General features: G+C 70.8%; 16 protein-coding genes. 4 read left to right on the forward strand and 12 right to left on the reverse strand.

Annotated elements, in window-relative coordinates; all coding sequences use genetic code 11:
* Positions 1-50: 50 nt before the first annotated feature.
* Positions 51-6068 carry an alpha-2-macroglobulin family protein gene (locus AC07RV_RS32635; protein WP_296779972.1) on the reverse strand — a complete coding sequence of 2006 codons (6018 nt, stop codon included), beginning with the start codon at positions 6066-6068 and terminating at the stop codon, positions 51-53.
* 184 nt (positions 6069-6252) lie between these two features.
* Here AC07RV_RS32635 and opgC point away from each other — a divergent pair, with 184 nt between their 5' ends.
* Positions 6253-7395 (forward strand): OpgC domain-containing protein, encoded by a 1143-nt coding sequence (gene opgC, locus AC07RV_RS32640; RefSeq protein ID WP_296779974.1) that lies wholly within the window; start codon positions 6253-6255, stop codon positions 7393-7395.
* On the opposite strand, the gene AC07RV_RS32645 is transcribed toward opgC, so the two are convergent.
* The 9 genes from AC07RV_RS32645 to AC07RV_RS32685 form a co-directional block, all read right to left on the reverse strand.
* A complete protein-coding gene (locus AC07RV_RS32645; protein ID WP_296779977.1) occupies positions 7392-8501 on the reverse strand; it encodes a DUF2169 family type VI secretion system accessory protein in 1110 nt (369 codons plus the stop codon). The two genes, opgC and AC07RV_RS32645, sit on opposite strands and share 4 nt — an antisense overlap.
* A 2-nt stretch (positions 8502-8503) precedes the next feature.
* The gene (locus AC07RV_RS32650; protein WP_208514203.1) at positions 8504-8800 is read right to left on the reverse strand and encodes a sulfurtransferase TusA family protein; all 297 of its coding nucleotides are present in this window, start codon (positions 8798-8800) and stop codon (positions 8504-8506) included.
* Positions 8797-9330 (reverse strand): hypothetical protein, encoded by a 534-nt coding sequence (locus AC07RV_RS32655; RefSeq protein WP_493196360.1) that lies wholly within the window; start codon positions 9328-9330, stop codon positions 8797-8799. Before AC07RV_RS32655 ends, AC07RV_RS32650 begins: the two co-directional genes overlap by 4 nt.
* 6 nt (positions 9331-9336) lie before the next feature.
* Complete coding sequence (locus AC07RV_RS32660) at positions 9337-10329, reverse strand: beta propeller repeat protein (RefSeq protein ID WP_296779985.1); 993 nt, start codon at positions 10327-10329, stop codon at positions 9337-9339.
* Positions 10330-10354: 25 nt separating this feature from the next.
* On the reverse strand, positions 10355-12004 hold the full coding sequence (locus AC07RV_RS32665; protein WP_296779989.1) for a DUF4150 domain-containing protein: 1650 nt from the start codon (positions 12002-12004) through the stop codon (positions 10355-10357).
* A gap of 2 nt (positions 12005-12006) precedes the next feature.
* On the reverse strand, positions 12007-14049 hold the full coding sequence (locus tag AC07RV_RS32670) for a type VI secretion system Vgr family protein (protein ID WP_296779992.1): 2043 nt from the start codon (positions 14047-14049) through the stop codon (positions 12007-12009).
* A 208-nt stretch (positions 14050-14257) separates the two neighbouring features.
* Positions 14258-14998 (reverse strand): SGNH/GDSL hydrolase family protein, encoded by a 741-nt coding sequence (locus tag AC07RV_RS32675; protein WP_492715096.1) that lies wholly within the window; start codon positions 14996-14998, stop codon positions 14258-14260.
* Between the two features lie 88 nt (positions 14999-15086).
* Positions 15087-15845: an anti-sigma factor gene (locus AC07RV_RS32680; protein WP_093348571.1), complete on the reverse strand. Its 759-nt coding sequence runs from the start codon at positions 15843-15845 to the stop codon at positions 15087-15089.
* Between the two features lie 22 nt (positions 15846-15867).
* Entirely contained in the window at positions 15868-16443 is a 576-nt protein-coding gene (locus AC07RV_RS32685; RefSeq protein WP_256222759.1) for an RNA polymerase sigma factor, read from the reverse strand.
* 198 nt (positions 16444-16641) lie between these two features.
* Between AC07RV_RS32685 and AC07RV_RS32690 the strand changes: the two genes are divergently transcribed.
* The 3 genes from AC07RV_RS32690 to AC07RV_RS32700 all read left to right on the forward strand — a co-directional run bounded on the left by AC07RV_RS32690 (position 16642) and on the right by AC07RV_RS32700 (position 19245).
* Entirely contained in the window at positions 16642-17199 is a 558-nt protein-coding gene (locus AC07RV_RS32690; RefSeq protein WP_296780001.1) for a DUF3455 domain-containing protein, read from the forward strand.
* A gap of 158 nt (positions 17200-17357) precedes the next feature.
* Positions 17358-17897: a hypothetical protein gene (locus tag AC07RV_RS32695; RefSeq protein WP_296780004.1), complete on the forward strand. Its 540-nt coding sequence runs from the start codon at positions 17358-17360 to the stop codon at positions 17895-17897.
* Positions 17898-17907: 10 nt separating this feature from the next.
* The gene (locus AC07RV_RS32700; RefSeq protein WP_093348581.1) at positions 17908-19245 is read left to right on the forward strand and encodes a hypothetical protein; all 1338 of its coding nucleotides are present in this window, start codon (positions 17908-17910) and stop codon (positions 19243-19245) included.
* Positions 19246-19251: 6 nt separating this feature from the next.
* Here AC07RV_RS32700 and AC07RV_RS32705 read toward each other — a convergent pair whose 3' ends face one another.
* Entirely contained in the window at positions 19252-20709 is a 1458-nt protein-coding gene (locus AC07RV_RS32705; RefSeq protein WP_296780009.1) for an efflux transporter outer membrane subunit, read from the reverse strand.
* Positions 20709-23882, reverse strand: a complete 3174-nt coding sequence (locus tag AC07RV_RS32710; RefSeq protein ID WP_296780011.1) for an efflux RND transporter permease subunit — start codon at positions 23880-23882, stop codon at positions 20709-20711. The genes AC07RV_RS32705 and AC07RV_RS32710 overlap by 1 nt, the downstream gene beginning before the upstream one ends.
* Position 23883 lies beyond the last annotated feature (1 nt).

Genomic DNA, 23883 nt, shown 5'->3' on the forward strand with positions numbered 1-23883 from the left:
GATGACGGCCGGCCGCGCGTTGCGCCGAACCGTCATCCGCGCGGGCGGCTTCAGCGCGCCGCTTCGACCTTGATGCGCTCGTTCGGCACCTCGCCGAACATCTCGGGCGCGTACATCGCCTCGACGCGGCTCGGCGGCAGCGCGAAGTCGCCGACGTTGTTCAGGCGCACCGTGTACTCCATCTTCACCACGCCCTTGGGCAGGTACTGGTAGTAACTGCGGAAGGCCTCGAAGCTGCGTTCCTCGAAGGCCGGCCAGCCGGCGCCCGACTTCTTCTCGCCCTGGGTGGCGATCTGCGAGTCGCGGCCCAGGCCGCTGCCGAGGATGGTGGCGCCGCCGGGCACCGGGTCGCTGATGACGACCCAGGTCATGTCGGCGCTGGCGTTGACCTCCAGGCTCACGCGCAGCACGTCGCCGCGCGTGTACTTGCCGGCCACCGCCTGCTCCACCGGCGTCACGGTCTTCTTGATCGCATAGCCGGCCGCGAACGGCGCCTTGAGCTGCACCGCCGCGATCGACTGCATCGTGAGCCAGGGCTTGCCCGTGCCCTGCTGGGTCACGAGCAGGGTGTCGCGCACCGGCGCGCCGCCCGGCGACGCGGCCCACGGCAGGAACATGCTGTTGTTGCGCAGGTTGCCCGGCGAGGCTGGGGCGCCGAAGAAGGTGGTCTGGTTCGGCGCGCCGCCCGGATCGCTGGCCTTCACGCGCTCGACCTTGCTCCAGTCGACCTGCGCCTTGGCCGCGCCCAGGGTGGCGGCGGTGATGCCGGCCACCGGCGTGCTCTCGAACACCTTGCTGAACTTCTCGAGCGCCAGCCCGCCCCAGAGGTTGGCGGTGGTGGTGTGCCAGGCGCCGTTCTGCTGCCGGCCGATGAAGCCGTTGGCGAGCTTGCCGATGTCGTCCTTCCAGCTCGGGTCGTCCATCACCGTCAGCAGCAGGCGCGCGGTGTTCACGTCGCCGTTGGTCATCAGCCACCACCAGTAGTCGTCGCGCTCGGTGCTGAAGATCAGCTTGGTGCCCTGGTAGGACAGCCGCGCCTTGAGCACGTTGTTGGCCTCGTCCATGCGCTGCTGGCGCTGCGGCACGTCCTGCACGCGCTTCAGGATGTTGAGCCAGTCGATCACCGCGCTGGTGGGCCACTGGTTCGGCGCGATGGTGATGCTGCCGAGCATGGCGCCCGAGGCCTTGCCGTATCGCGACAGCGCCTCGAGCGCGGCCAGCTTGCGCACGTCCAGGTCCTTGCGCGGGCTCCAGAAGTCGCGCGTGAGGCGGCCCTCGACGAAGGCGATCAGGCCGGCCTCCATCGGTGCGCGCACGTCGTCGGCGAGCGCGAAGGCGGGGTCGAGCGAGGCCGCTTCGTTGGTGGCCGCCAGCAGGTACGAGGTCAGGATGTCGCTGCCGCCGTTGGCCTCGCCGTCGCGCGGCGGGAAGTAGCTCGCCAGGCCGTCGCTGTCGAGGTAGGTGGGCAGCTGCGCGAGCACGCCCTGCCACATCTTCGCGTCGCGCAGGCCGACCGACTTGCTGGTCTTCTGCTCGAGGCAGACGAAGGGGTAGTTGGCGAACCAGTCGCGCACGCCCGGCAGGCCTTCGGCCAGCCTGGGCTGCAGCGACAGCTTCAGGCCGCCGCGGCCGGGCAGGGCGTCGGCCGGCGGCGCCACGTCGATGGTGAACGGGCCGTCGACCTGCACCAGCGTGGCCTGCTGCACCGTGAGCGGCACCGAGGGCACGATGCGCTGGCGCACCTTGAGCGCGTCGCGTGCGCCGCCCAGCGTGTCCTTGGCCTCGATCTCCCACAGGATCGCCTCGGCGCGCGTCTGCGCGAGCTGCGCCGGCGCGGTCACGTTCCAGGCCACCTCGCGCGCCTCGCCGGCGGGGATGTCCACCGTCTGCGGCTGCAGCGTGAGCAGCGTGGCGCGCGGCGTGGCTTCCACCTTCATCGCCTTCTGCGTGGTGTTGCGCAGCGTGATCTGGGCGCGGAACTGGTCGTCCTCGCGCACCAGCGGCGGCAGGCCGCTGATGATCTGCAGGTCCTGCGTGGCCTGGATGCTGGCCTGGCCGGTGCCGAACAGGTCGGTGCCCGAGTCGGCCACCGCCACGATCTTGAAGGTGGTCAGCGCGTCGTTGAGCGGCACCGTCACCACGGCCTGGCCGTTGGCGTCGAGCACCACGCGCGGGTTCCAGATCAGCAGGGTCTCGAGCAGCTCGCGCGTCTGGCCCTTGCCGCCGCCGCCGCCCGCGGGCACGGCCTTGCGCCCGTAGTGGCGCCGGCCGACGATCTCCATCTGCGCGGTCGAGGTGCTGACACCCCAGCTGCGCCGCTGCAGCATTGCGTTGAGCAGGTCCCAGCTGTCGTTGGGCATCAGCTCGAGCAGCGCCTGGTCGACCGCGGCCAGCGCCACCTCGGCGCCGGCGGCCGGCTTGCCGTCGGGCAGCTTGGCGGTGATCGTGACCTGCGCCTTGCCGCGCACCGGGTAGCTGGGCTTGTCGCTGGCCACCGTCACGTCGAGCTGGTGGGCACGCGTGCCGACGCGGATCTCGGCCATGCCGAGGCGGTAGGCGGGCTTGCTGAGGTCGACCATGGCGGTCGGCGCCACGTACTCCTTGCCCTCGTACCAGAAGGCGGTCCACCATTCGCGCGGCGCCTTCCAGCCCCAGCTGAAGAAGCTGTACCACGGCACCTCGCGCAGCCGCCCGCGCAGCGCGAGCACGCTCACGTAGGCGTTCGGGCCCCACTCGGGCTTGACCTGCAGCGTGACCGTCGGGTCCTGGCCGTTGAGCTGCACCACGTGGGTCTCGATCACGCCCTCGCGCTCGACCGACACCAGCGCGGTCGCGAAGCGGAACGGGCTGCGCACCTGGAACTTGGCGATCTCGCCGGGCTGGTAGCTCTTCTTCTCGGGCAGCACGTCGATGCGGTCGTTGTCCTCGCCGCCGAACCACAGCTCGCCCTGCCTGGTCACGTAGACCGAGCTGGCCGCGCGGGCATCCCGGCCCTCGCTGTCGGTGGCGCTGGCGACCAGTTCCACCTCGCCGGCGTCCTTGAGCTCGGTCTCGCACAGCAGCAGGCCGCGCGCATCGCTCTTGCCGCTGCAGACGGTGCCGATGTCCTTGGTCTCGGTCTTGTTGTCGTAGGTGTAGAAGCCGCCCACCATGCGCTTGCGGCTGGTGGTGGTGATGCGCGCCACGGCGCGCACGTTGAGCGTCACGCCGGCCTGGGGCTTGCCCGCGAGGTCGAGCGCGAGCGCCTGGAACTTGACCTTCTGCGCGGTCGAGACCCAGCCCTCGGTCTTGATGCCGGCGATCACGCCCGCGGGCCACAGCGTCTGCGTGCTGCGGATGGTCTGCACCTCGCCGTTCGGGTCGGCGTAGGTGGCTTCCAGCAGCAGCTCGCGCGCGGCCTTGACCTTGGGCACCTTGTCGATCGTGAGCTTGCCGGCGCCGTCCTTGTTGAGCGTGAGCGGCAGCTTGTCGGCGATCACGCGGGTGTCGCTGACGCTGTTGAGGTCCTCCTCGCCGCCCGTGGCCTCGGGGCCGGCCGCGGTCGCCGCCTGCAGGCCCGCGGCCTCCACCGGCCGCGGCGGGCTGAAGCTGAAGGCGTCGTAGTCGGAGAAGCTCAGGCTCTTGCCGCGCACCATGGCCGACACGCGCACCGGCAGGTTGGCCGCGCCGCCGCCGGCCACGTAGTTGATCTGCACGTCGGTGGGCACGGCCGTGGCCGCCACCAGCGGCTTCTTGTCGCTGGGCGCGATGCGGCCCTCGAGCACCGGCAGGCGGAATTCCTCGACGCGGAAGATGCCGGTCGCGAAGCTGCGGCCGCCGCCGTCCTCCTCGTCGTCGCTCTCGTCGTTGTTCTTCTTCGCGCCGCCGCTGCGCAGCTGCACCTCGTACACGCCGAGCTTGGCCGCGGCCGGAATGGCGAAGCTGTTCTCGGCGCTCAGGCCGCCGGTGGCGGTCTTGCGCCAGGCCAGCGGCTGGGTGAACTGCTGGCCGCTGCCCTGGTGCGTGATGACCAGCGTGTCGGGCGTGCCGTCGGGCAGGCCGAAGCCCTTGCGGGTCTGGGTGCGGATCAGGCTCTTCATCGACACCGTCTCGCCGGCGCGCAGCAGCGTGCGGTCGAAGATGGTGTGGGCGATGCGGTCGGGCTCGGGCTGCAGGCTGGTGGGCACGTTGAAGCGCCAGGGCTCGATGCCGCGCTGCCAGTCGCTCTGCGTGAAGGCGAGGTCTTCCACGCCCTTCTCGTCCTTGGCGCGCGCGCTGACGAACCAGAAGCCCTCGCCGTACTCGTCCTCGCCGTTGCAGTTGGGCGCCTTCGAGGGCACGCCCTCGAGCATCACGGTGCCGTCGGCGCCGGTGGTGCCCGAGGCCACGGCCTTGCCGCGGCAGTCGGACACGCGCACCTGCGCGCCCGCCACCACCTTGCCCTTGTCGAGCGTGGTGACCCAGGCCATCGAGTTCTCGCGGCCCAGCTTGAAGTGCACCGCGAGGTTGGTGGCCAGCGCGCTGGTGCGCACGTACATCGTGCGGTTGGCGCCCAGGCGCTCGTCGAGCAGCGCGTCGCCGAGCTTCTGCGAGGCGATCTCCAGCACGTGGAAGCCCGGCGTCAGCGGGATGCCGATGACCTCGAAGGGGCGCGGGTCGCCGCTCTCGGCCTTGGGCATGTCGAGCGACTTCACGCCCGGCTGGCCCGAGAGCAGCGACAGCGTGCGGGTCTGCACGTAGCTCTTGTCGCTGCTGTCGAGCACCGGCGGCAGCGGCGTGCGCAGGTCCTTGCGCGCCTCGGTGCGCGCGATGGTGTAGCTGTCGTAGCGGCGCACCTTGCGCAGCCACTCGATGATCTCGGCGTCGGTCTTCGGGTTGATGTCGCTGACCTTGCCGGGCGTGAGCGCCTGCACCATCAGCTGCGGCTCCACGCGGCGCACCGTCACCGGCATCATGGCCGGGGTGTCGGGCTCGGCCAGGCGCTCGATCACGCCGAAGGGCGAGGCCGCGAACTTGGCCAGCGGCGGCATCGCGCCGGTCGCTACTTTCAGCGGAAAGCTGTCGGGCGAGGCCAGCGGCCGGCCCGAGGCGTCCTCGAACTTCGAGGGCAGCTCGATGCTGAAGGAGGTGCTCTCGGCCAGCGGCGGCGCGAACTCGATCGAGCTCACCACGTCGTCGGCGTTCTGGACCGAGCCCTCGTCGTCGAACTTGGGCGAAAGCGTCTTGCCGCCGCCCTTGAGCTGGATCGCCGCTGCCACCTTGCGCGTGACCGGCGCGTTGAACTGCAGCGTCATCGGGCGCAGCGGCAGGCAGGCGGCCTGCGCGTTCTCGCGCTCGCAGGTGAAGGAGACGGCGAAGGGTTCGCGCACCGTGAAGCTCAGCCGGCGCTCGACGCTGTTGGCGATGCCCGAGGGCGTGGCCACGCCCTTGCCGTAGACGATCTGCAGCTTGCTGCCGGGCGTCAGCGTGCGGTTGCACTGCAGGGTGACGAAGCGCAGCGGCGTCTTGGCGGCGGCCTTGTCGCGGCCATGGGCCTTGAGCAGCTCGGTGCGCTGGGCGCCTTCGATCAGCTTCACGGGCACGCGCTCGCCGACGCCGTCGGCCGCGCACCAGACGTTCTCGCGCACGCTGTCGAGCGTGGCCGGGCCGTTGAGCTCGAGCATGAACATCTGCTGCTCGTCGATCTTGGCGTAGCTGCCAGGCTCGAAGTCGCGGATGAAGGGACCGCCGGTGGAGAACTGGTAGCGCTCGGGGCCGGTCAGCTCGCCGCTGGCGGGCTTGAACGAGGCGATGCGGCTGATCGTGCAGCGCACGCCGGGCGGCAGGTCGTTCTCGAAGTCGTAGACCCACTGCTTGGCGTCGGTCCAGCGGCCCTGGCCCTTGCCGGCCTGCGCGTCGGTGCAGCTCACGGACAGCGGGGCCGGTGCCTTGGGATCGCCGAAGTTGACCGCGGCCTGGTCGAACTTGGCGACCACCTGCCGCACGCGCGAGACCTCGCCCTGGGGCGTGAGGCTGGTGATCTGCAGCGCGAACGCGGGAGCAGCCAGTGCCGCCGCGCCGATGGCCAGCCAGAGGGATCGCGCACTCATCGAACTGTTCACAACTAACTCCTCCTGAGGACAGCGCACGAGGGTAGCCGATTTGCATGGCGCCACGGCAGTGCCGTCCGTCATAGGCCGGTGGTGCTGGCCCTGCGAAGTCGCCCCTTCTTCTTACAATCGCTCACCCCGGGCGAGCGTCGCGCGGACGAAGTCAGGAAACCGCCGCCAACCGATGAAACGCTACTGGGAAATCGACGCCTTGCGCGGGCTGATGCTCGTGCTGATGACCGTCACCCACCTGCCGACACGGCTGACGGACCCGCTGGGCCAGCCCTTCGGCTTCGTCTCGGCGGCCGAGGGCTTCGTGCTGCTGTCGGCCTTCGTCGCGGGACTGGTCTACAGCCGCATCGGCCACGTGCGCGGCGTCGAGTCGATGCGCAGCGCGTTCTGGCGCCGCGTGCTCAAGGTCTACCTCTGCCATGCGGCCACCCTGCTGTTCCTGTTCACCGTGATCACCGGCGTGGGGCTGCACATCGACCAGCCGGCGGTGAAGAACCTGGTCTCCTACTACCTGGCGGCGCCGCGCGACGGCTTCCTCTACGGGCTGCTGCTGGTGTACGAGCCGGCGCTGCTCGACATCCTGCCGATGTACATCTTTTTCATGCTCATGAGCCCCTGGGTGCTGGCCTTCGCGATGCGCCACGGCTGGCTGCCGGTGATGGTGGTGAGCGCGGCGCTGTGGGCGGCGGCGCAGTTCGGCTTCAGCGAATGGGTCTACGGGCTGGCGGTGCGCCACCTGGGCCTGCCGGTGCCGTACCACGAGATGGGCGCCTTCAATACCTACGCCTGGCAGTTCCTCTGGTTCTCGGGGCTGGCCATCGGCGCCAGCCGCAATGCGCCGGGCATGCGGCCGCTGCGCTTTCCGGCCTGGCTGCTGGTGCTGGCCGCGGGCGTGGCGCTCTACTGCTTCTACTGGCGCCACACCGGCATCAATGGCCAGGCGCCGTTCGGTGGCGACGTGGAGCGCAACCTGCTGTTCGACAAGTGGCTGCTCGGGCCGCTGCGGCTCGTGAACCTGGTGGCGCTGGGCATCCTCGCGGTGCGCTTCGGTCCCTGGCTGATGCGCAAGCTGCCGCGCCTGGGCTGGCTCGAGGCCATGGGCTCGGCCTCGCTGCCGGTGTTCTGCGCCCACCTGGTGGCCGTGCTGCTGGTGCTGGCCTTCTATGGCGACAGCCAGACCGCGCGGCCCTGGTGGGGCGACGCGCTGCTGCTGGCGGCGGTGTTCACGGGCATGTACCTGGTGGCGCGCGTCTCGCGCGGCGCCGACGTGCCGCCGCCGGCGGACGAGGTGCCGACGGAACCTGCCCGAGCCTAGTACCCCGTCAACGGTTCATGCCTGGCCGACCGGCTCGCCGCGGCGAGCAGGGCGTCGGGGTCCACCGCGTGCAGCGCCATGTGGGCGATGCCCTCGCGCTTGGGCACCCAGCAGCGCCAGGTCAGGAACACCTGCGCGAGGCCGCCGCGCAGGTCGACATGCACGCCGTCGAGCATCAGCGGCACGCGCTCGGCGGTCCGGTCCTCGCGCTGCACGGTCGTGCTCAGCCGCACGCCGGGCAGCCAGACCTGCACGTGCGCATGGTCGGGATGCATGTGCAGCAGTTGCAGCTCCTCGTCGCCCGCGAGCGGCGCCTCGTGCACCAGGCCCGGCGCGGCGTACTGGTAGAAGCGGTAGTCGAAGTCGTCGGGCAGCAGCGGATGCTTGCGCGCGAGCCAGTCGTCGTCGTAGCTGCCCGCATGCCGCTGGCGCGGCCGCCACGCCGGCGGCAGCGGCGCGAAGCCCTGCGGCACGTGGTCGTGGCGGCGCCAGTCGGCGATCGGGTCGGCGGGATCCTCGATCGCGGGCGCGGGCCACTCGGCCGCGGCGTCGCAATGCGCGGCATCGACGATGCCGCGGCCCAGCGGATTGGCGCGGTGCACGTCCGGGGGCGTGCTGCCCGGGATCGGGCCGCCGAAGGCCTCGTGCCAGGCCAGCGGCACGGCGCGCGCGGGCTGCGGTGCCGACAGCGTCCAGTCGGCTTCGCGCTTCTCGCCGTCCTCGGGCGGATCGCGCCGAACGGGACACCAGCGCCTCGGCCCATGCACGCGCACCAGCTTCTCGAGCCGTCCCAGCCGTGCGCCCACGAGCCACGACGCGGCCGCCTCGCCGCGCGGTGCCCAGCCCGAGCCGAGGATCGTGAGATCGGCCGCCGGCTTGTGCGGCACGAGGTCGCAGCAGCGCACCAGCAGGCCGTCGGCCGGGTCGCCGTCGTAGCGGTCGGCCAGTTCCAGCGCGGCCTGTCGCGGCGCCAGCGCGAGCGGCTGGCCCGGCACCAGGTGGAAGCTGCCGCGTACCGCGAGCACGGCCATGTCGGTGCCGTCGCGGTGGAACTGGGAGAAGGCGAGCGCGGAAAAGGGCGTGTGGTTGTCGAGGTCGGGCGCCATGCTCAGCGTCGCAGCAGCGTGTAGATGCGGCAGGCGCCGTCGCGCTGGCTGCCCAGCAACTGGACCGGCAGCGCGGGCAGCGCGTCGGCCAGGCTCTCGAAGGCCACGGGATCGTCGACCGCGAGCACCAGCAACTGGCCCGGCGCGCTGCGCGCGATCGCCTTGCGCAGCCGCAGCATGGGCTGGGGGCAATGCGTGCCGCGGGTGTCGATGCGCAGGGCCGGGCCGTGGCTGTCGTCGATGCCGTCCGCGGTGGGCGCGGGCCGGGCCGGCAGGAAGGCGGCGTGCGGATCGCTCATGGCGTGGCGCCCTGCGCCGCCAGCGTGCGGAAGTCCGGCATGGCCCCGAGGCGCTGCAGGTGCAGCCCCTCGATGCCGACCATCGCCGGCTTGAAGATCACGCCCACCACGCGGCCGTCGGGCAGGTAGTGGACGATGCGATGGTTGCCGTCGCGCAGGTCGATCGGGCGGCCGAAGGCGGTGTCGGCCGAGAGCTTGCGGCGCGCGCCCTGCGGCGTTTCGCCGCGCGCGTCGAGGCCGAAGGGCAGCGGCAGCGCGGCGGCATCGAGCTGCAGGTCGTAGAGCACCCAGGCCTGCGGGTCGGCCTGGGCGACGCGATCGGCGAAGGGATGGACCAGCGCCACCCGCAGGCCGTTCGACGCGTTCGCGTAGTCGGCCCGGGCCGCGAGCTCGGCCGGCGGGCATCCGGTGGGCGCGAGCTGCGCCCAGGCCGCGAAGTCGGCCAGCCACTCGGCGATGCCGCAGCAGCCGATGCGCTGCGCGGCCTCGCTCATCCAGTCGATCTCGCGCTTCCACAAGGCCATGGCCATGGCGCCTCAGCGGATCGGCGGATTGCCGGGGAAGGGGATGCGCTCCCAGGCCGTGCCGTCGAAGCGCGCGATGTCGGCGTAGCCGATCGACCAGAGCACGCCGTCGACCACGCGCAGCAGGTGGCCGTCCTCGTACTCGGGGTCGAGCCGGGTGCGGATGCGGTGCGTCGCGCCGTTGGCATGCAGGTAGAGGCCGGTCTCGGTGGCCAGGAAGATCTGGCCGTCGTAGCTCGTCACGTCGACATAGGCGCGCGTGTCGTCGAGCGCCGAGACGTCCTGGAAGCCGTCGACGTGGTTGCCGTGCAGCAGCGTGCCGCCGCGGCCGCAGGCCCAGACCGAGTCCTCGCGCTCGACATGGATGCGCGAGATGGCCGGCATGCCGCTGGCGACGGCTTTCCACGGGCGCCGGCCGTCGCCGCAGTACAGCACGCCGTCGTTCACGTTCTGGAACCAGCCGCCCGCGTAGACCTCCTGCTCGTTCGCGCCGGCGATCGTCTTGAAGCTGATGCTCTTCTTCTCGCCCTTCTCGCGCAGCAGCCCGGTGTCCATGTGTTCCCAGGCCCCCGGCTTCGTCCGGCGATAGATCTGGCCGCCGCCGCCGCAGGCATGGAGCCGCCCGCCGATCTGGGCCAGCGCGATCATGCTGCCCCAGCCTTCGGAGTCGTCGCTCCACAGGCCGGCGCCTTCGATGCGCTCGGTCATGGCCTCGCCGCCGGGCGGCAGGTGCATCACGTCGCCTTCCTCGGTGAGGAAGACGAAGGCCGCGGCCGCGCCGGGGTCGCCGGGCGGAGGCGAGAAGAAGAGGCCGTCGGCGACCGTGGCCGGCAGGTCGGTGAAGCGCCAGAGCGGATCGTGGCCCGCGCGGTACTGGCACAGGCGCGCGAAGCCCTCGAAGCGCGCGTCGGCGTTGGAGCAGGCCAGGAAGAGATCGTCGCGTCCGTGCGGCGCCGCGGCCTCGATCTGCAGCCGTATCCGGTCGGGTTGGGTCAGGGGCGTCATCGTCGTGCTCGGTGCTTTCTCGTCGTCATTCCACGCGCCACGCGTTCTGCAGCAGTTCGCGCAGTTCGGCGGAGGTCTTCGTCAGGCCCCGTCCGAGCATTTCGTCGGGGATGGTCTTGAAGGCGTCCCGGATCGGCTGCTCGAACTGCCGCTTGCAATCGGGCTTGACCTCGTCCAGCGCGTCGATCGAGATGTCCAGGACATCCTTCAGCGTGACCGTGCCGTTGCTGCCTATTTTCGCGCGCATGCCTTCGGAGATCTTCCGATGGACTTCGGCATGGTCGTCCTTGTTCAGGCAGATCGACGGCCCCTTGTCGAGCGAGGGCGCGCCGGGCATGCGCACGCCCGGGTCGAGGCGGGTGCCCACGCGCAGGATGAAGTCGGGCACGACGTGGTGCGCGGCCTCGCCGTCGCCGCACTTGTTCTCGTCGTAGGGCTCGGGCTCGCAGTCGTCCTTGTCGCCGGTGATGCGGGTGCCGTCCTTGCCGCCGCCGCCGCTGGTGTCGGTGGCCGGCGCGGGGGCGGTGGTGGTCTCCTTGGCGCGGGCGCGCTCCTCGGCGATCTGCTGCTCGAGCGAATCGCGCACCTTGGCGTCGTAGGCATGGAAGCCCTTCGATTCCCAGGGCAGCAGCGACTCGAGGAAGTTGCTGCTGGCGTAGTCCTGCTTGTAGGCGGCGAGCTGGTCCACCGCCTGGTCGTAGAGCGACTGTTCGCGCGGGGTCTGCGGCGTGATGCCGGTCAGCGCCTTTTTCGCCTCGTAAATGGCCGCGTAGTGGTCGCCGATCGGCATCACCACCAGCACGATGACCGCGATCAGGTTGCCCTTGCCGCCGCCCGCGGGCTTGGGCAGCTGGGTGCGCGGCATGGTCGCCGGCGGGCGCCACTTGGGCATGTCGGTGACGGTCGGCGTCTTGCCGGTGTCGAGGAAGGCCAGCTGCACCGGCTGCTCGCCCAGCGAGGCGCGCAGCAGCGAGCTGTAGCCCGACAGGTTGGCGGCGCTGGCGACCTTCGCCTTGCCGGTCTTCTCGTCGTCGCTGCCGTAGTAGGCGATCTCGGCGCCATCGGCCTGCGCCTTGGCCAGCAGGGCCTCGGCCTGGCTGTCGTCGATCGCCGGCCGGTCCTCGGGCGGCCAGCGCTTGCCGCGGTCCTTCTTGTAGATCAGCTCGCCGCCGGTGTTGCGCTTGTTCATCCAGAAGCTGTCGCCGTCGCGCACCAGCCACTGGCCGTTGACCCGCACCACCGTCGAGGCGGTCTTGGGCTCGGCGATGTCGCCCACCGTGCCCGAACTGATGCCCTTGGCCGCGCCCGGCTCGTCGCCCGTGACGTGCGTGACCTGACTGTCGAACTTGAAGGCCTTGAGCGAGGTCAGGAAGACGTTGCGCGAAGCGTTGGCATCGTCGCCGAGCCGGCCGGTGATCTGGTAGGGGATGGGCGGGGTGGACGAGCCGATCGGCGTCTTGCAGACGTCGGGCGAGGTGCACACCACCAGCGCCTGGCCGACGTCGCGGCCCGCCTCGGGCGGTGGATCGCTGGCCGGCGTCTGCGGCCGGGGCTTGCCCACGATCACCGCGACGCGGGCGATGCGTCCCGTCGCGCCCGAGGGCAGCGCCGTGCCGAGGCCATCGAGGCCGGCGGGCTTGGCAAGCGAGGCACCGGCCTTGGGGTCGAGCGCCATGCTCAGCAGAGGTCGATGACGTGGCCGTTGATGCGCACCGGCCCCGCGGCGCGGAAGTCGAAGCGCGTGCCGGTCAGGGTCACCTGGCCGTCCTTGGTCATCTCGAGGCGGCTCTTGCCGACGGTGATCACCAGCGTCTCGCCCACGTCGAGCGAGAAGTCCTCGCCGATGGTCTCGGTCTTGCTCTTGCCGACCGCCACCGTCTGCGTCAGGCCGACCAGCGAGGTCTTGGCGATGCCGACCTCCTCGGAGGAGGTCAGTGCGACGAAGCGGTTCATGTTCTGCAGCACCGTCAGCAGCTCGTTGGCCTTGATCGTCTCGACGCGGTTGTTGCCGATGGTGATGGTCTCGTCGTGGCCGACGTTCTCGGTGCGGTCGTGGCCCACCTGCACCGTCTCGTCGTGGTCGATGGTCTTGGCGCGGTCGTGGCCGACCCAGTGCGTCTCGTCGTTCTCGACCTCGATGTCCTGGTTGCGCTCGGCATGCAGCCACACCTGCTCGGCGCCCTTCTTGTCCTCGAAGCGGAAGGCGTTGGCATTGGCGTCGGTCGCGCCCTCGGAGCTGCGCGACAGCAGGCCGCTCTGCGTGGCGTTGGCCGGCAGGTCCCACGGCGGCATGTTGTCGGCGTTGTAGACGCGGCCGGTGACGATCGGCCGGTCGGGGTCGCCGTTCTCGAAGTCGACGATCACCTCCTGGCCGATGCGCGGGATCTGGATGCCGCCGAAGTTGGTGCCGGCCCAGGGCGAGGAGACGCGGACCCAGCACGAGCTGTTCTCGTCCTTCGGGCAGTAGCGGTTCCAGTGGAAGCTCAGCTTCACGCGGCCGTACTGGTCGGTCCAGAGCTCGCGCCCGGCCGGGCCGGTGACGATGGCGGTCTGCGGGCCCGTGGTGCGCGGGCGCGGCACGGTGGGCGCGTCGGCGCGGTAGACCTTGCTGGTGGGGATCACCTCGAAGTCGACGCGGCACTCGAACTGCTCCTGCCCCGAGGCCTCGCCCGGCTCCTGCAGGCGCAGCCGCGCGGCGGTGACCAGGTAGGCGCGGTTGGCCTCGTTCTGCGGATGGCGCTCGAGCGTGAAGGTGCAGCCCGGCACCACGGCGCGCAGATTGCCCGAGCCGCTCGCGCGTTCGCCGCGGCTGCCGGTTTCTTCCATGCGCCGGCGCACCAGCTGCTCGCCCTCGGACTCGGCCGTGTAGTCGCCGGGCCAGGCGTAGCGCTCGCGCTCGTTCTGCGCGGTCTTGCGCGGCATCGCGCTGACCTGCTGCAGCCGCGCCTTGGGCCGCTCGAAGTCGAAGTCGTCGGTCACCCAGCGCCCGCTCTGCAGCGCCTCGAAGGCGCAGAAGCTGTCGCAGTGCTCCTCGCGCACCGTGTCCTCGGCGGCGTGGAACGGGATCTTCTCGTAGGCCGCGTTCGCGAACGGCTGGTGCGCGCCCATCTCGTCGACGATCACCAGCGTGTGCTTGTCCTGCGCATGCTCGAACCAGAAGTACAGGCCCCACTCGTGCAGCAGCCGCGCGACGAAGTCGAAGTCGGTCTCGCCGTACTGCACCTGGAAGTCGCGCGGCGGATAGCTCTGCGAGCTGCGGATGTCGAGCGGCAGGCCGTAGGGCGAGAGCACCTCGCGCACGATGTCGAGCACGGTCTTGTGCTGGAAGATGCGGTAGTCGCTGCTGCGCGTGGCGAGCGTGAGCCAGGGCTCGATCACCGCCTCGTAGAGCGCGCGGCGGTTCTCCAGCCGCAGGAAGCGCACGCGCGTGACCAGGCCCGCGATGTGGCGCTCGCCACCGCCCGCGCCGGGCCGGCCGTCGAGCAGGATGTGCACCGCGAGCGGCTCGCCCACGAGCTGCTTGATCGCGACGTTGGCGGCCTGGCGCTCGTTGAAGCCCGGCTGCTCGGGTGTGGTCAGCGTGACCGTGTAGGCGTAGAGCTGGCTCAGTCCCTCGCTGCCCTCGATGGCCACCGGCTCGAGCGCCGGCGCGTTGCCCCATTGCGGCATGGCGCTCGAGGTGACTCGCAGGACGCGCGTGGCTCGCGATGCGCTCGGCATGGATTCGATCTCCCTGAAGTCGTCGCCGCCGCCACGGCCGCGCACCGGCGCGGCAGGCGTGGAACAGGCCCCCTTTCTACCGAGCCGTCATGAAACTTCGAAGACCGTTTCCCTCAGTCGCGCTGTAGGACAAGGCCGTGCCGAGGCAGGGAAAGGCGAGAAATGGAGTCGAAAGAATTCGAAATGGCCCGGCCGGGCTTCGGCGGCTTCAGTGCGCCGGCACGAGGTGCGAGGCGATCACCGACTGCCACAGCCGGTAGCCTTCGTCGGTCATGTGCAGCCGGTCGCCGCGGAACAGCTCGGGCCGCGGCTTGCCGTCGGCCCCGAGCATCGGCGTGAAGATGTCGATGTACTCGCTGTTGGGCAGCCGGTTGAGGTAGGCCGAGACCATGTGGTTGGTCTCGCGGATCAGCGGCATCAGGTGCTCGCGCGAGGGGCTGGGCTTGACCGAGACGAAGCTGATGCGCGCATCGGGCAGCTCGTTGCGCACCACGTTGGCGAAGCGCACGAAGGCATCGAGCACCTGCAGCGGCGTGCGGCCCTCGGCGAGGTCGTTGTCGCCCGCGTAGACGATCACCTGGCGCGGCCGGTAGCGCACCACCAGGTCGTGCGCGAACAGGCTGCAGTCGGCCAGGGTGGAGCCGCCGAAGCCGCGGTTGACGATGCCGGGCACGCCGGCGAAGTCCTGCGAGAGGCGGGTCCACATGCGCACCGTGGAGCTGCCCACGAACACCACGCCGCCGGGCGGCGGCAGGCCGTCCTGGTCGGCGCGCGCGAAGGCCTCGAGCTCGCGGTGCCAGCGCACGCGCGCGGCGAGGTAGTCGGCCGAGGAGACGACCGGGTCGAAGCTGGCGGCGGGTGCCGGGGCGGTGACGGGTACCTGGGCCTGGGCGGCGAACGAGGCCGCCAGCAGGGCCAGCGCGGCGAGCGCGGTCTTCATCGAAAACATGGAGCGGGAAGGAAAAGCGGGCAGGCGGACCATCGGAAAAGCCGAAGCTGGGCAGGGAACGGGCGCCGCGCGCGGCGCCCGCCAGGCCTCAGATTGTCTTCTCGATCAGCGCGCCCTTGAAGAGCACCGGGCCGGTCGGCCCGCCTTCGCTCGGCACGCCGCCCTTGGGCTCGAGGCTGATCGCGAGCGTGGGCACGGCGCGCACGTCGGCTTCGCTGGCCGGCAGCCGCAGGCCCGGCGCGCGGTCGAGCACGCCCAGCGAGCGCGGCGCGCCGCCCGGCGGCAGGGCCCACAGCTGCAGCGACTTGTCGGCGCCTTCGCTGAAGCCGCCCACGCGCTGCAGCACCAGCTGGCGCTTCTTCGGATCGAAGGTCACGAGCATCGAGGCCGCGTCCTTGTCGTCGGACAGCACCGCCACGTACTGCACCGCGGGTGCATTCAGCAGCTGGTCGCGCAGGTTCAGGCCGACCGTGACCGCGAGCACCGTGGCCAGCGCGCCGGCCGCGGTCGCGCCGCGCCACAGCGCGAGGCTGCCGAGCCAGCCGCCCGCTGGCTTGCGCTGCTGGGCGGCAGTGGCAGCTTCGCGCTGGCGGGCCAGCGCGAGCTGGGCCTGCTCGGCGTCGATCATGTTGCGGATGCGGGTCCACACGGCCGGATCGGGCACGACCGGGCTCTGCAGCTCGGTCATGCTGGCCAGGCGGCCCTGCCAGACCAGCGCGGCGGCGCGCACCGGCGCCTGTTCGCGCGCGAGGGTCTCGAAGCGGCGGCGCGCGCCGCCGCGCAGGGTGCCGAGCGCGTGGCTCGCGGCCAGCAGCTCCAGCAGTTCGGGATGGGCGGTGAGTTTCATGGCGGGGCTACTTTCTCTGCGCCTACGCGAAGCGTCCCATGCAGACGCGCAGTTTCTCCAGGCCGCGCCGGATCCAGGTCTTGACCGTGCCCAGCGGCAGCTTGAGCTGGTCGGCCAGTTCGCCATGGCTGAGCTCGCGCAGGTAGGCCAGGCTGACCACCTCGCGCTGCCGGCCCTCGAGCTGGCTCAGGCACTGGTGCAGCGCCCAGGCCTGCTCGCTGGCATCGGCCGTGTCGGCCGGGTTCGGTGCATCGGATTCGAGGGTGTCGGCCAGCAGCTCGTCGAATTCCTGCGTGAGCTGGGCCCGGTCGGCGGTGCGGCGGCGCAGCAGGTCGAGCGCGCGGCTGCGCACGATCAGCCCGAGCCAGGCCAGCGGCGGGCTCAGGCTGGCGCGGTAGTCGCCGGCCACGCGCCAGACGGTGAGAAAGCTCTCCTGCAGCACGTCCTCGGCCCATTCGCGCTGGCGTACCACGCGCATCGCGAGGCCCATGAGCTTCGGGGCGGTCCGGTCGTACAGGATGCGCAGGGCGGCTTCGTCGCGATGGCCGATCCGGTCGATCAGCGCCATCAGCTCGGCGTCGGGGCTGGGTGCGGTCATGCGCGGATTGTGGGGCATCGCTTTCCATCCCTGGAATACGCCCGCGCCGCGGCGCCGGATTCAACCGGTTTTTGACGCCGGCTGAATCCATCGGCGCATCGCGCGCGTACAGGCGCAAGAGGCCGTCGAAACTCACGACAACAACGGACCGCTTCTTCTTTCACCTCTCCCGAAGCCGATCTGAAAAAGGAAACGATCATGCACATCCGCACCCTGAACGCCCTGGCCGCCGCGCTGGCCGTGGTTGGGCTCGCCGCCTGCTCCGGCATGGGCGCCAAGCCCGCCGCGATGTTCTCGCAGGCCTCCCTGCCCGACGCGGTGAAGGTGCCGGCCGGCCACACGGTGGCCATGGAAACCGTGGGCACCGGCGACATCACCTACGAATGCCGCGTCAAGGCCAACGCCGCCGGCCAGTACGAGTGGTTCTTCGTCGGCCCCGATGCGAAGCTCTGGGACCGCGCCGGCAAGCAGGTCGGCAAGTACTACGGCCCGCCCGCCACCTGGGAAAGCGCCGACGGCTCGAAGGTCACGGCCACGCAGGTCGCGGTCGCTCCGAACGGCACCGGCAACATCCCGCACCAGCTCGTGAAGGCCAACCCCGCCACGGGCGCCGGTGCCATGCAGAACGTGAGCTACATCCAGCGCGTGGCGACCCAGGGCGGCGTGGCGCCGGGCGCGGCCTGCGGTGCCTCGAACATGGGCCAGAAGCAGGTCGTGAAGTACCAGGCCGACTACATCTTCTACCGCGCGGGCTGAGCCCTCGCGCACCTTGAAGACCGGGGCCGCGACCCCGGTTTTCCGTTGCCTCATGCCCCCGCGCGGCCCCCCTTTTGGGTGGGTCGTTTGAAACATTTGTGAACGTATACTGCCCCGCACATAACAGGAGCGGGGCGCTGCGGCGCGCGGGGCGGAGCATGAGGAACATCGCGATCGTGATCGCGCTCTGCGTGGGCGCGTGGTATTACTTCATCGGCGGTCGCAAGCTCGATGAACCGCTGGTCCGCCAGTACTACGAGCAGGAGGCGCACGCCATCCTCTCGCGCGATCCCGAGCGGCTGTGCAAGCAGCTCAGCAGCCGGGCCGTGGTGCAGGACCGCACCACCGTGCTCGGCCAGTCGCAGGACAGCACCCTGAACCGCGCCCAGGCCTGCGATGCCGCGCGCGAGAGCTTCAAGACCTTCGAGGTGATCGGCGAGGCCATGGGCGGCATCCTGACCATCGAGTACGACTACCACCTCGATTCGGTCGAGCTCGCCTCCGACCGCAAGAGCGCCATCGTCAAGGGCACCAGCCGGCTCAAGATGGGCGAGCAGGCGATGCAGTTCGCCTCCAGCTTCGAGCAGCGCATCGAGCGCGAGCTCGGCCAGGTGCGGCTGGTGCGTTCCGACCAGAGCACGCTGGTGCGCCTGCAGGGCGCCGGCGCGATGCGGCAGAGCGATTTCTTCAAGAAGTGAGGGCCGTGCCATGAGCACCCGTGACCGCATCCGCGAGGACGACGACCGGCCCGCGCCGCCGCCGTTCTGGCACCGCCTCAACAGCTTCTTCGCCTTTCCGTTCCAGATGCGCCCGCTGATGTACGGGCTGGCGCTCGCGCTGTGCAGCCTGCTGTTCGAGGCGGTGTTCTTCCTGCCCGACGTGCTGGCGATCCTGCTGATCGAGCTGGGCATCGTGCTGGCCGCGAGCCGCTACGGCTTCAAGGTGGTGGCGCTGGGCTCGCGCGGCATCTGGCGCTCGGCCGACTTCCCGCGCACGCTCGACGACGAGTGGGTCAACCTGCCGTGGAAGCTGTTCGCGATCTCGCTGGTGCAGGGCATCGCGATCGGCGCGCTGGCCAAGCTCGACCCGATGCTCGCGACGGTCGGCGTGTTCGTCATGTCCTTCACCTTCCCGGCCGCGGTGATCGTGCTGGTGCAGTCGTGCAGCTTCTTCCAGGCGATGAACCCCGGCTACGTATGGGAGACGATGCGCATCATCGGCTGGCCCTATGCGCTGCTGTGCTTCTTCCTGTTCCTGCTGAGCACCGGCGCGCAGATCGCGATCGCCATGCTGCTGCCGGTGATGAACGGACGCATCGCGCTGCCGATCATCAACTTCGCCTTCATCTATTTCGGCTGGGTGATGGCCAGCCTGCTGGGCTACGTGATGTACCAGCATCATGCGGCGCTGGGCATCGACCTGCTGCCCGGCGGCGGCGTGGACGACGGTGCACCGGTGGACCGCCGCACGCCCGAGCAGATCGCGGCGCAGCGCCTCGACGCCGAGGTCGCGCAGTGCATCACCGACGGCGACCTCGCGGCCGCGCTCGGCCTCGCCTACGAGGCGCAGCGCACCGCGCCTTCGGACGACCTCGCGGCGCAGCGGCGCTACCACCGCGTGCTGGCGCTCGTGCCCGACAAGAAGGACACGATGCTCGACCAGGCGCGCCGCTTCATCCCGCTGCTGATGCGGCGCGACCTCGCGTCCGAGGCGCTCAAGGTGTTCAAGACCTGCCGCGAGAAGGACAAGGCCTTCGCGCTCGAGGACGCCGCGATGGTGATCGCGATGGCGCGCGCCGAGTGGCGCGGCGGCGATGCCCACGGCACCCTGGCGCTGCTGTCGGGCTTCGACCGGCGCTTCCGCGGCCATGCCGCGATCCCGCAGGCCTACGAGCTGGCCGCGCGCGTGCTGGTGCAGGGGCTGGGCCGCTCGGACATGGCGCAGCCGATCCTGACCACGCTCGAGAACCGCTACCCGGACAGCGAGCAGACGAAGGAAGTGCGCTGGCTGCTGCGGCCGGCGCCGGGCGTGGCGGCTTCGGCCTGAGCCGCCTCAGCTCTCCTTCCAGCCCCCGCCGAGCACCTTGTAGATCGTGAGCCGGTTGGTCTGCTCGGTGAGCTGCAGGCCGATCAGCGTCTGCTGCGCGGCGTAGTAGGCGCGCTGCGCATCGAGCACGTCGAGGTAGCTGCTGGCGCCGCTGCGGAACAGCGACTGCGACAGCGAGAAGCTGCGCGAGGTGGCGTCGAGCAGCGAGCGCTGCGCGTCCAGCCGCTCGGCCAGCGTGCGGCGCTCGGCCAGCGCATCGGCCACTTCGCGGAACGCGGTCTGCACCGTCTTCTCGTAGCTCGCGAGCTGGATCTTCTGCTGCGCCTCGGCCACGCGCAGGTTGGCGCGGTTGGCGCCGCCGTCGAAGATCGGCACGCTGATCGAGGGCGCGAAGCTCCAGGCGCTGCTGCCGCTGGCGAACAGGCCCGACAGCGTGCTGCTGGCCGTGCCCGCCGAGGCGGTGAGCGCGATGCGCGGGAAGAAGGCGGCGCGCGCGGCGCCGATGTCGGCGTTGCTCGCGCGCAGCGCATGCTCGGCCGCGAGCACGTCGGGCCGCTGCTGCAGCACGCTCGAGGGCAGGCCGGCCGGCGGCACCAGCAGTCGCGCGGCGGGCGCGGGTTCGGCGGTGGCGGCGCTCGCCGTGGCAGTGGCGGTGCCCGGATCGGTCGCGGCCGGCGTGGGCAGCAGCTCGGCCGGCGGCGTGGCGCCGACCAGCAGCGCGAGCGCGTTGCGGTCCTGCTCGACCTGGCTGTCGAAGGCGGCCGCGTCGGCGCGCGCCGCATCGACCGTGCTCTGGGCCTGCGCGAGCGCGAGGCCCGACTGCGCGCCCAGGCCATGGCCGCGCTGGATCAGGTCGAAGGAACGGCGCTGGCTCTCGAGCGTGTGGCGCGCGAGCTGCAGCCGCTGCTCGTCGGCCGCGAGCTGCAGCCAGGCGGTGGCGACCGAGGCCACCAGGCTGATCTGGGTGCCGCGCTGCGTGGCCTCGGTCTGGAAGAAGCTCTGCAGCGCCGCCTCGCTGAGGTTGCGCACGCGGCCGAACAGGTCGATCTCGTAGCTCGTGAGGCCGAGGTCGGCGCTGTACTGCGTGGCGTAGCGCGGCTCGCCGCCGGTCGAGAGGCTGCCCGGCGTGCGCGAGCGGCTGCCGCCGGCGCCGGCGTCGATGGTGGGAAAGAGCCCGGCGCGCGCGATGCCGTATTGGGCACGCGCGCGCTCGATGTTGAGCGCGGCCACGCGCAGGTCGCGGTTGTTGGCGAGCGCGAGCTCGATGACGGCGCGCAGCTTCGGCTCGACGAAGAAGTCGCGCCAGCCCGCGTCGAGCGGCGTGGCGGCTTCGACATTGGCCGAGGGCAGGGTCTGCGGCACCGGCAGCGCGGGCGCCTGGTAGTCGGGCGCGAGGTTGACGCAGCCCGCGAGCACGGCGGCGGCGACGAGCGTCAGCGAACGCAAGGGGAGGGCGCGTTGCATCAGTGGCCTCCTTGCTCGGCGGTCTGCGCGGGTGCGAGGGGCTCGTCCTTCGGCGCGGCCTTGCGCCGCCCCGCGAGCCAGCCGCGGATCAGCGCGAAGAACAGCGGCACGAAGAAGATGCCGAGCGCGGTGCCGACCACCATGCCGCCGAGTACCGCGGTGCCGATCGACTGGCGGCCACCCGCGCCGGCGCCGGTGCCGATGGCCAGCGGCAGCACGCCGAAGCCGAAGGCCAGCGAGGTCATCAGGATCGGGCGCAGCCGCAGGCGCACCGCCTGCAGCGTGGCGTCGAGCACGCTCTTGCCCTGTTCCTGCAGCTGCTTCGCGAACTCCACGATCAGGATCGCGTTCTTCGACGACAGCCCCACGGTGGTCAGCAGGCCGACCTGGAAGTACACGTCGTTGCTCAGGCCGCGCAGGCTGGTGAACAGCAGCGCGCCCACGATGCCCAGCGGCACCACCAGGATCACCGAGAACGGCACCGACCAGCTCTCGTAGAGCGCGGCGAGGCACAGGAACACGAACAGGATCGAGATCGCGTAGAGCAGCGGCGCCTGCGCGCCCGACAGCCGTTCCTGGAACGAGGCGCCGGTCCATTCGTAGCCGATGCCCGGCGGCATCTGCTTCATCACCTCCTCGACCGCGGCCATCGCATCGCCCGAGCTCACGCCCGGCGCGGCATCGCCCACGAACTCGTAGCTCGGGCTGCCGTTGTAGCGCTGCAGCTGCGGCGAGCCGTAGCTCCAGCGCGAGCTCGAGAAGGCCGGGAACGAGACCATCTGGCCCAGGCCGTTGCGCACGCTCCAGCGGTCGATGTCCGAGGGCAGCATGCGGAAGTCGGTGTCGCCCTGCATGTAGACGCGCTTCACGCGGCCCTTGTCGAGGAAGTCGTTGATGTAGGTGCCGCCCATGGCGCTCGACAGCGTGCTGTCGATGTCGGCGGTGGCCAGGCTCAGCGCGCCGGCGCGTGCGTCGTCGATGTCGACCGCGAACTCGGGCGTGTCGTCGAGGTTGTTGCTGCGCACGTTCATCACCTCGGGCCGGCGGCTCAGCAGGTCGATGGCCTGGTCGCGGGCCTTCACCAACGCGTCGTGGCCCAGGCCGTTGATGTCCTTCAGGTGGAAGTTGAAGCCGGCGTTGGCGCCCAGGCCGCGCACGGCCGGCGGCAGCAGCACGAAGACGCGCGCGTCGCGCACCGTCGACAGGTCCTTGTTGGCGCGCCGCGCGAGCTCGGCGGCCGACTGGCCCTTGCCGGTGCGCTCGGCCCAGTCCTTGAGCTTGACGAAGGCGCGCGCCGAGCTCTGGTCGCCGTTCTGGCCGGTGAGGATGTTCACGCTCAGCACCTCGGGCTGCTTGGCGAAGTACTGCTGCACCTGCTCGGTCACGGGCTGCAGCCGCGCGTTCGAGGCGCCCGGTGGCAGGGTCACCTGCACCTGCAGGAAGGCCTGGTCCTCGTCGGGCAGGAAGGAGGTCGGCAGCCGCATGAAGAGCAGCGCCATCACGCCCGCGATCAGCAGGTAGACCACGATGCTGCGCTTGCCGCGCCGCACGATGCCGCCGACCACGCCCTCGTAGCGCGCGGCATTGCGGTCGAAGCCGCGGTTGAAGGCCGCGAAGAAGCGGTCGACCCGGCCCAGCAGGCCGGCGCGCGGCGCCGCATGGCCGCCCTTGGCGACCGGCTTGAGCAGCGTGGCGCACAGCGCGGGCGTCAGCGTGAGCGCCACGAACACCGACAGCGCCATCGCCGAGACGATGGTGATCGAGAACTGGCGGTAGATCACGCCGGTGGAGCCGCCGAAGAAGGCCATCGGCACGAACACCGCCGACAGCACCAGCGCGATGCCCACCAACGCGGGCGTGATCTCGGCCATCGACTTGCGCGTGGCCTCCTTGGGCGAGAGGCCTTCCTCGTGCATCACGCGCTCGACGTTCTCGACCACCACGATGGCGTCGTCCACCAAGAGGCCGATCGCCAGCACCATGCCGAACATGGTGAGCGTGTTGATCGAGTAGCCGGCCATCGACAGCACGCCGAAGGTGCCCAGCAGCACCACCGGCACCGCGATCGCGGGGATCAGCGTGGCGCGGAAGTTCTGCAGGAACACATACATCACCAGCACCACCAGCAGCATGGCCTCGAGCAGCGCCTTCACCACCTCGTCGATCGAGGCGCTGACGAAGGGCGTGGTGTCGTAGCTCACGAAGGTCTGCAGCTGGTTCGGGAACAGCGGCTTGAGCTCCTCGACCTTGGCATTCACCGCCTCGGCCACCTGCACCGCGTTGGCGCCGTCGGCCAGCACCACGCCCAGGCCGGCACCGGGCCGGCCGTCGAGCTGCGAGCGCACCGTGAGGTTCTCGGCGCCGAGCTCGACGCGCGCCACGTCCTTCAGCCGCACCACCGCGCCGTCGGGTGTCACGCGCAGCACCACGTTCTCGAACTGCTCCGCGGTCTGCAGCTTGCTGCGCGCGGTGATGGTGGCGTTGAGCTGCTGCTGCGCGGCCGCCGGCAGCGCGCCGAGCTGGCCGGCCGACACCTGCGCGTTCTGCGCCGTGATGGCGGCGTTCACGTCCGAGGGCATCAGCGCGTACTTGCGCAGCTTGTCGGGATCGAGCCACAGCCGCATGGCGTAGCCGGTGCCCAGGGTCTGGACCTCGCCCACGCCGTCGATGCGGCTGATCACGTCGACCAGGTTGCTGCTGATGTAGTCGCCCACGTCCACGGCCGAGGCGCTGCCGTCGGCCGAGAACATCGAGACGATCATCAGGAAGTCGTTGCCGCCCTTGGTGACGGTGACGCCGCGGCTCTGCACCTGCTGCGGCAGCCGCGACATGGCCTGCTGCAGCTTGTTCTGCACCTGCATCTGCGCCACGTCGATGCTGGTGCCGGGGTTGAAGGTCAGCGACAGCCGGGCCACGCCCGAGGAGTTGCTGGTCGACTGCATGTAGAGCAGGTTGTCCAGCCCCTTGAGCTGCTGCTCGATCACCTGCGTGACCGAGTCCTCGACCGTCTTGGCCGAGGCGCCGGTGTAGGTGGCGTTGATCGACACGCGCGGCGGCGCGATGTCGGGGTACTGCTCGAGCGGCAGCGTGCGGATCGCCATCAGGCCCGCGAGCATGACGACGATGGAGAGCACCCACGCGAAGATGGGTCGGTCGATGAAGAACTGCGCCATG

The organism is Variovorax sp. GW821-FHT09B01 (assembly GCF_059418345.1).

Bases quoted from the DNA above. Each gene is read 5' to 3' on its own strand.
- AC07RV_RS32635 (WP_296779972.1), bottom strand. From the start codon at position 6,068: ATGAGTGCGCGATCCCTCTGGCTGGCCATCGGCGCGGCGGCACTGGCT.
- opgC (WP_296779974.1), top strand. From the start codon at position 6,253: ATGAAACGCTACTGGGAAATCGACGCCTTGCGCGGGCTGATGCTCGTG.
- AC07RV_RS32645 (WP_296779977.1), bottom strand. From the start codon at position 8,501: ATGGCGCCCGACCTCGACAACCACACGCCCTTTTCCGCGCTCGCCTTC.
- AC07RV_RS32650 (WP_208514203.1), bottom strand. From the start codon at position 8,800: ATGAGCGATCCGCACGCCGCCTTCCTGCCGGCCCGGCCCGCGCCCACC.
- AC07RV_RS32655 (WP_493196360.1), bottom strand. From the start codon at position 9,330: ATGGCCATGGCCTTGTGGAAGCGCGAGATCGACTGGATGAGCGAGGCC.
- AC07RV_RS32660 (WP_296779985.1), bottom strand. From the start codon at position 10,329: ATGACGCCCCTGACCCAACCCGACCGGATACGGCTGCAGATCGAGGCC.
- AC07RV_RS32665 (WP_296779989.1), bottom strand. From the start codon at position 12,004: ATGGCGCTCGACCCCAAGGCCGGTGCCTCGCTTGCCAAGCCCGCCGGC.
- AC07RV_RS32670 (WP_296779992.1), bottom strand. From the start codon at position 14,049: ATGCCGAGCGCATCGCGAGCCACGCGCGTCCTGCGAGTCACCTCGAGC.
- AC07RV_RS32675 (WP_492715096.1), bottom strand. From the start codon at position 14,998: ATGTTTTCGATGAAGACCGCGCTCGCCGCGCTGGCCCTGCTGGCGGCC.
- AC07RV_RS32680 (WP_093348571.1), bottom strand. From the start codon at position 15,845: ATGAAACTCACCGCCCATCCCGAACTGCTGGAGCTGCTGGCCGCGAGC.
- AC07RV_RS32685 (WP_256222759.1), bottom strand. From the start codon at position 16,443: ATGACCGCACCCAGCCCCGACGCCGAGCTGATGGCGCTGATCGACCGG.
- AC07RV_RS32690 (WP_296780001.1), top strand. From the start codon at position 16,642: ATGCACATCCGCACCCTGAACGCCCTGGCCGCCGCGCTGGCCGTGGTT.
- AC07RV_RS32695 (WP_296780004.1), top strand. From the start codon at position 17,358: ATGAGGAACATCGCGATCGTGATCGCGCTCTGCGTGGGCGCGTGGTAT.
- AC07RV_RS32700 (WP_093348581.1), top strand. From the start codon at position 17,908: ATGAGCACCCGTGACCGCATCCGCGAGGACGACGACCGGCCCGCGCCG.
- AC07RV_RS32705 (WP_296780009.1), bottom strand. From the start codon at position 20,709: ATGCAACGCGCCCTCCCCTTGCGTTCGCTGACGCTCGTCGCCGCCGCC.
- AC07RV_RS32710 (WP_296780011.1), bottom strand. From the start codon at position 23,882: ATGGCGCAGTTCTTCATCGACCGACCCATCTTCGCGTGGGTGCTCTCC.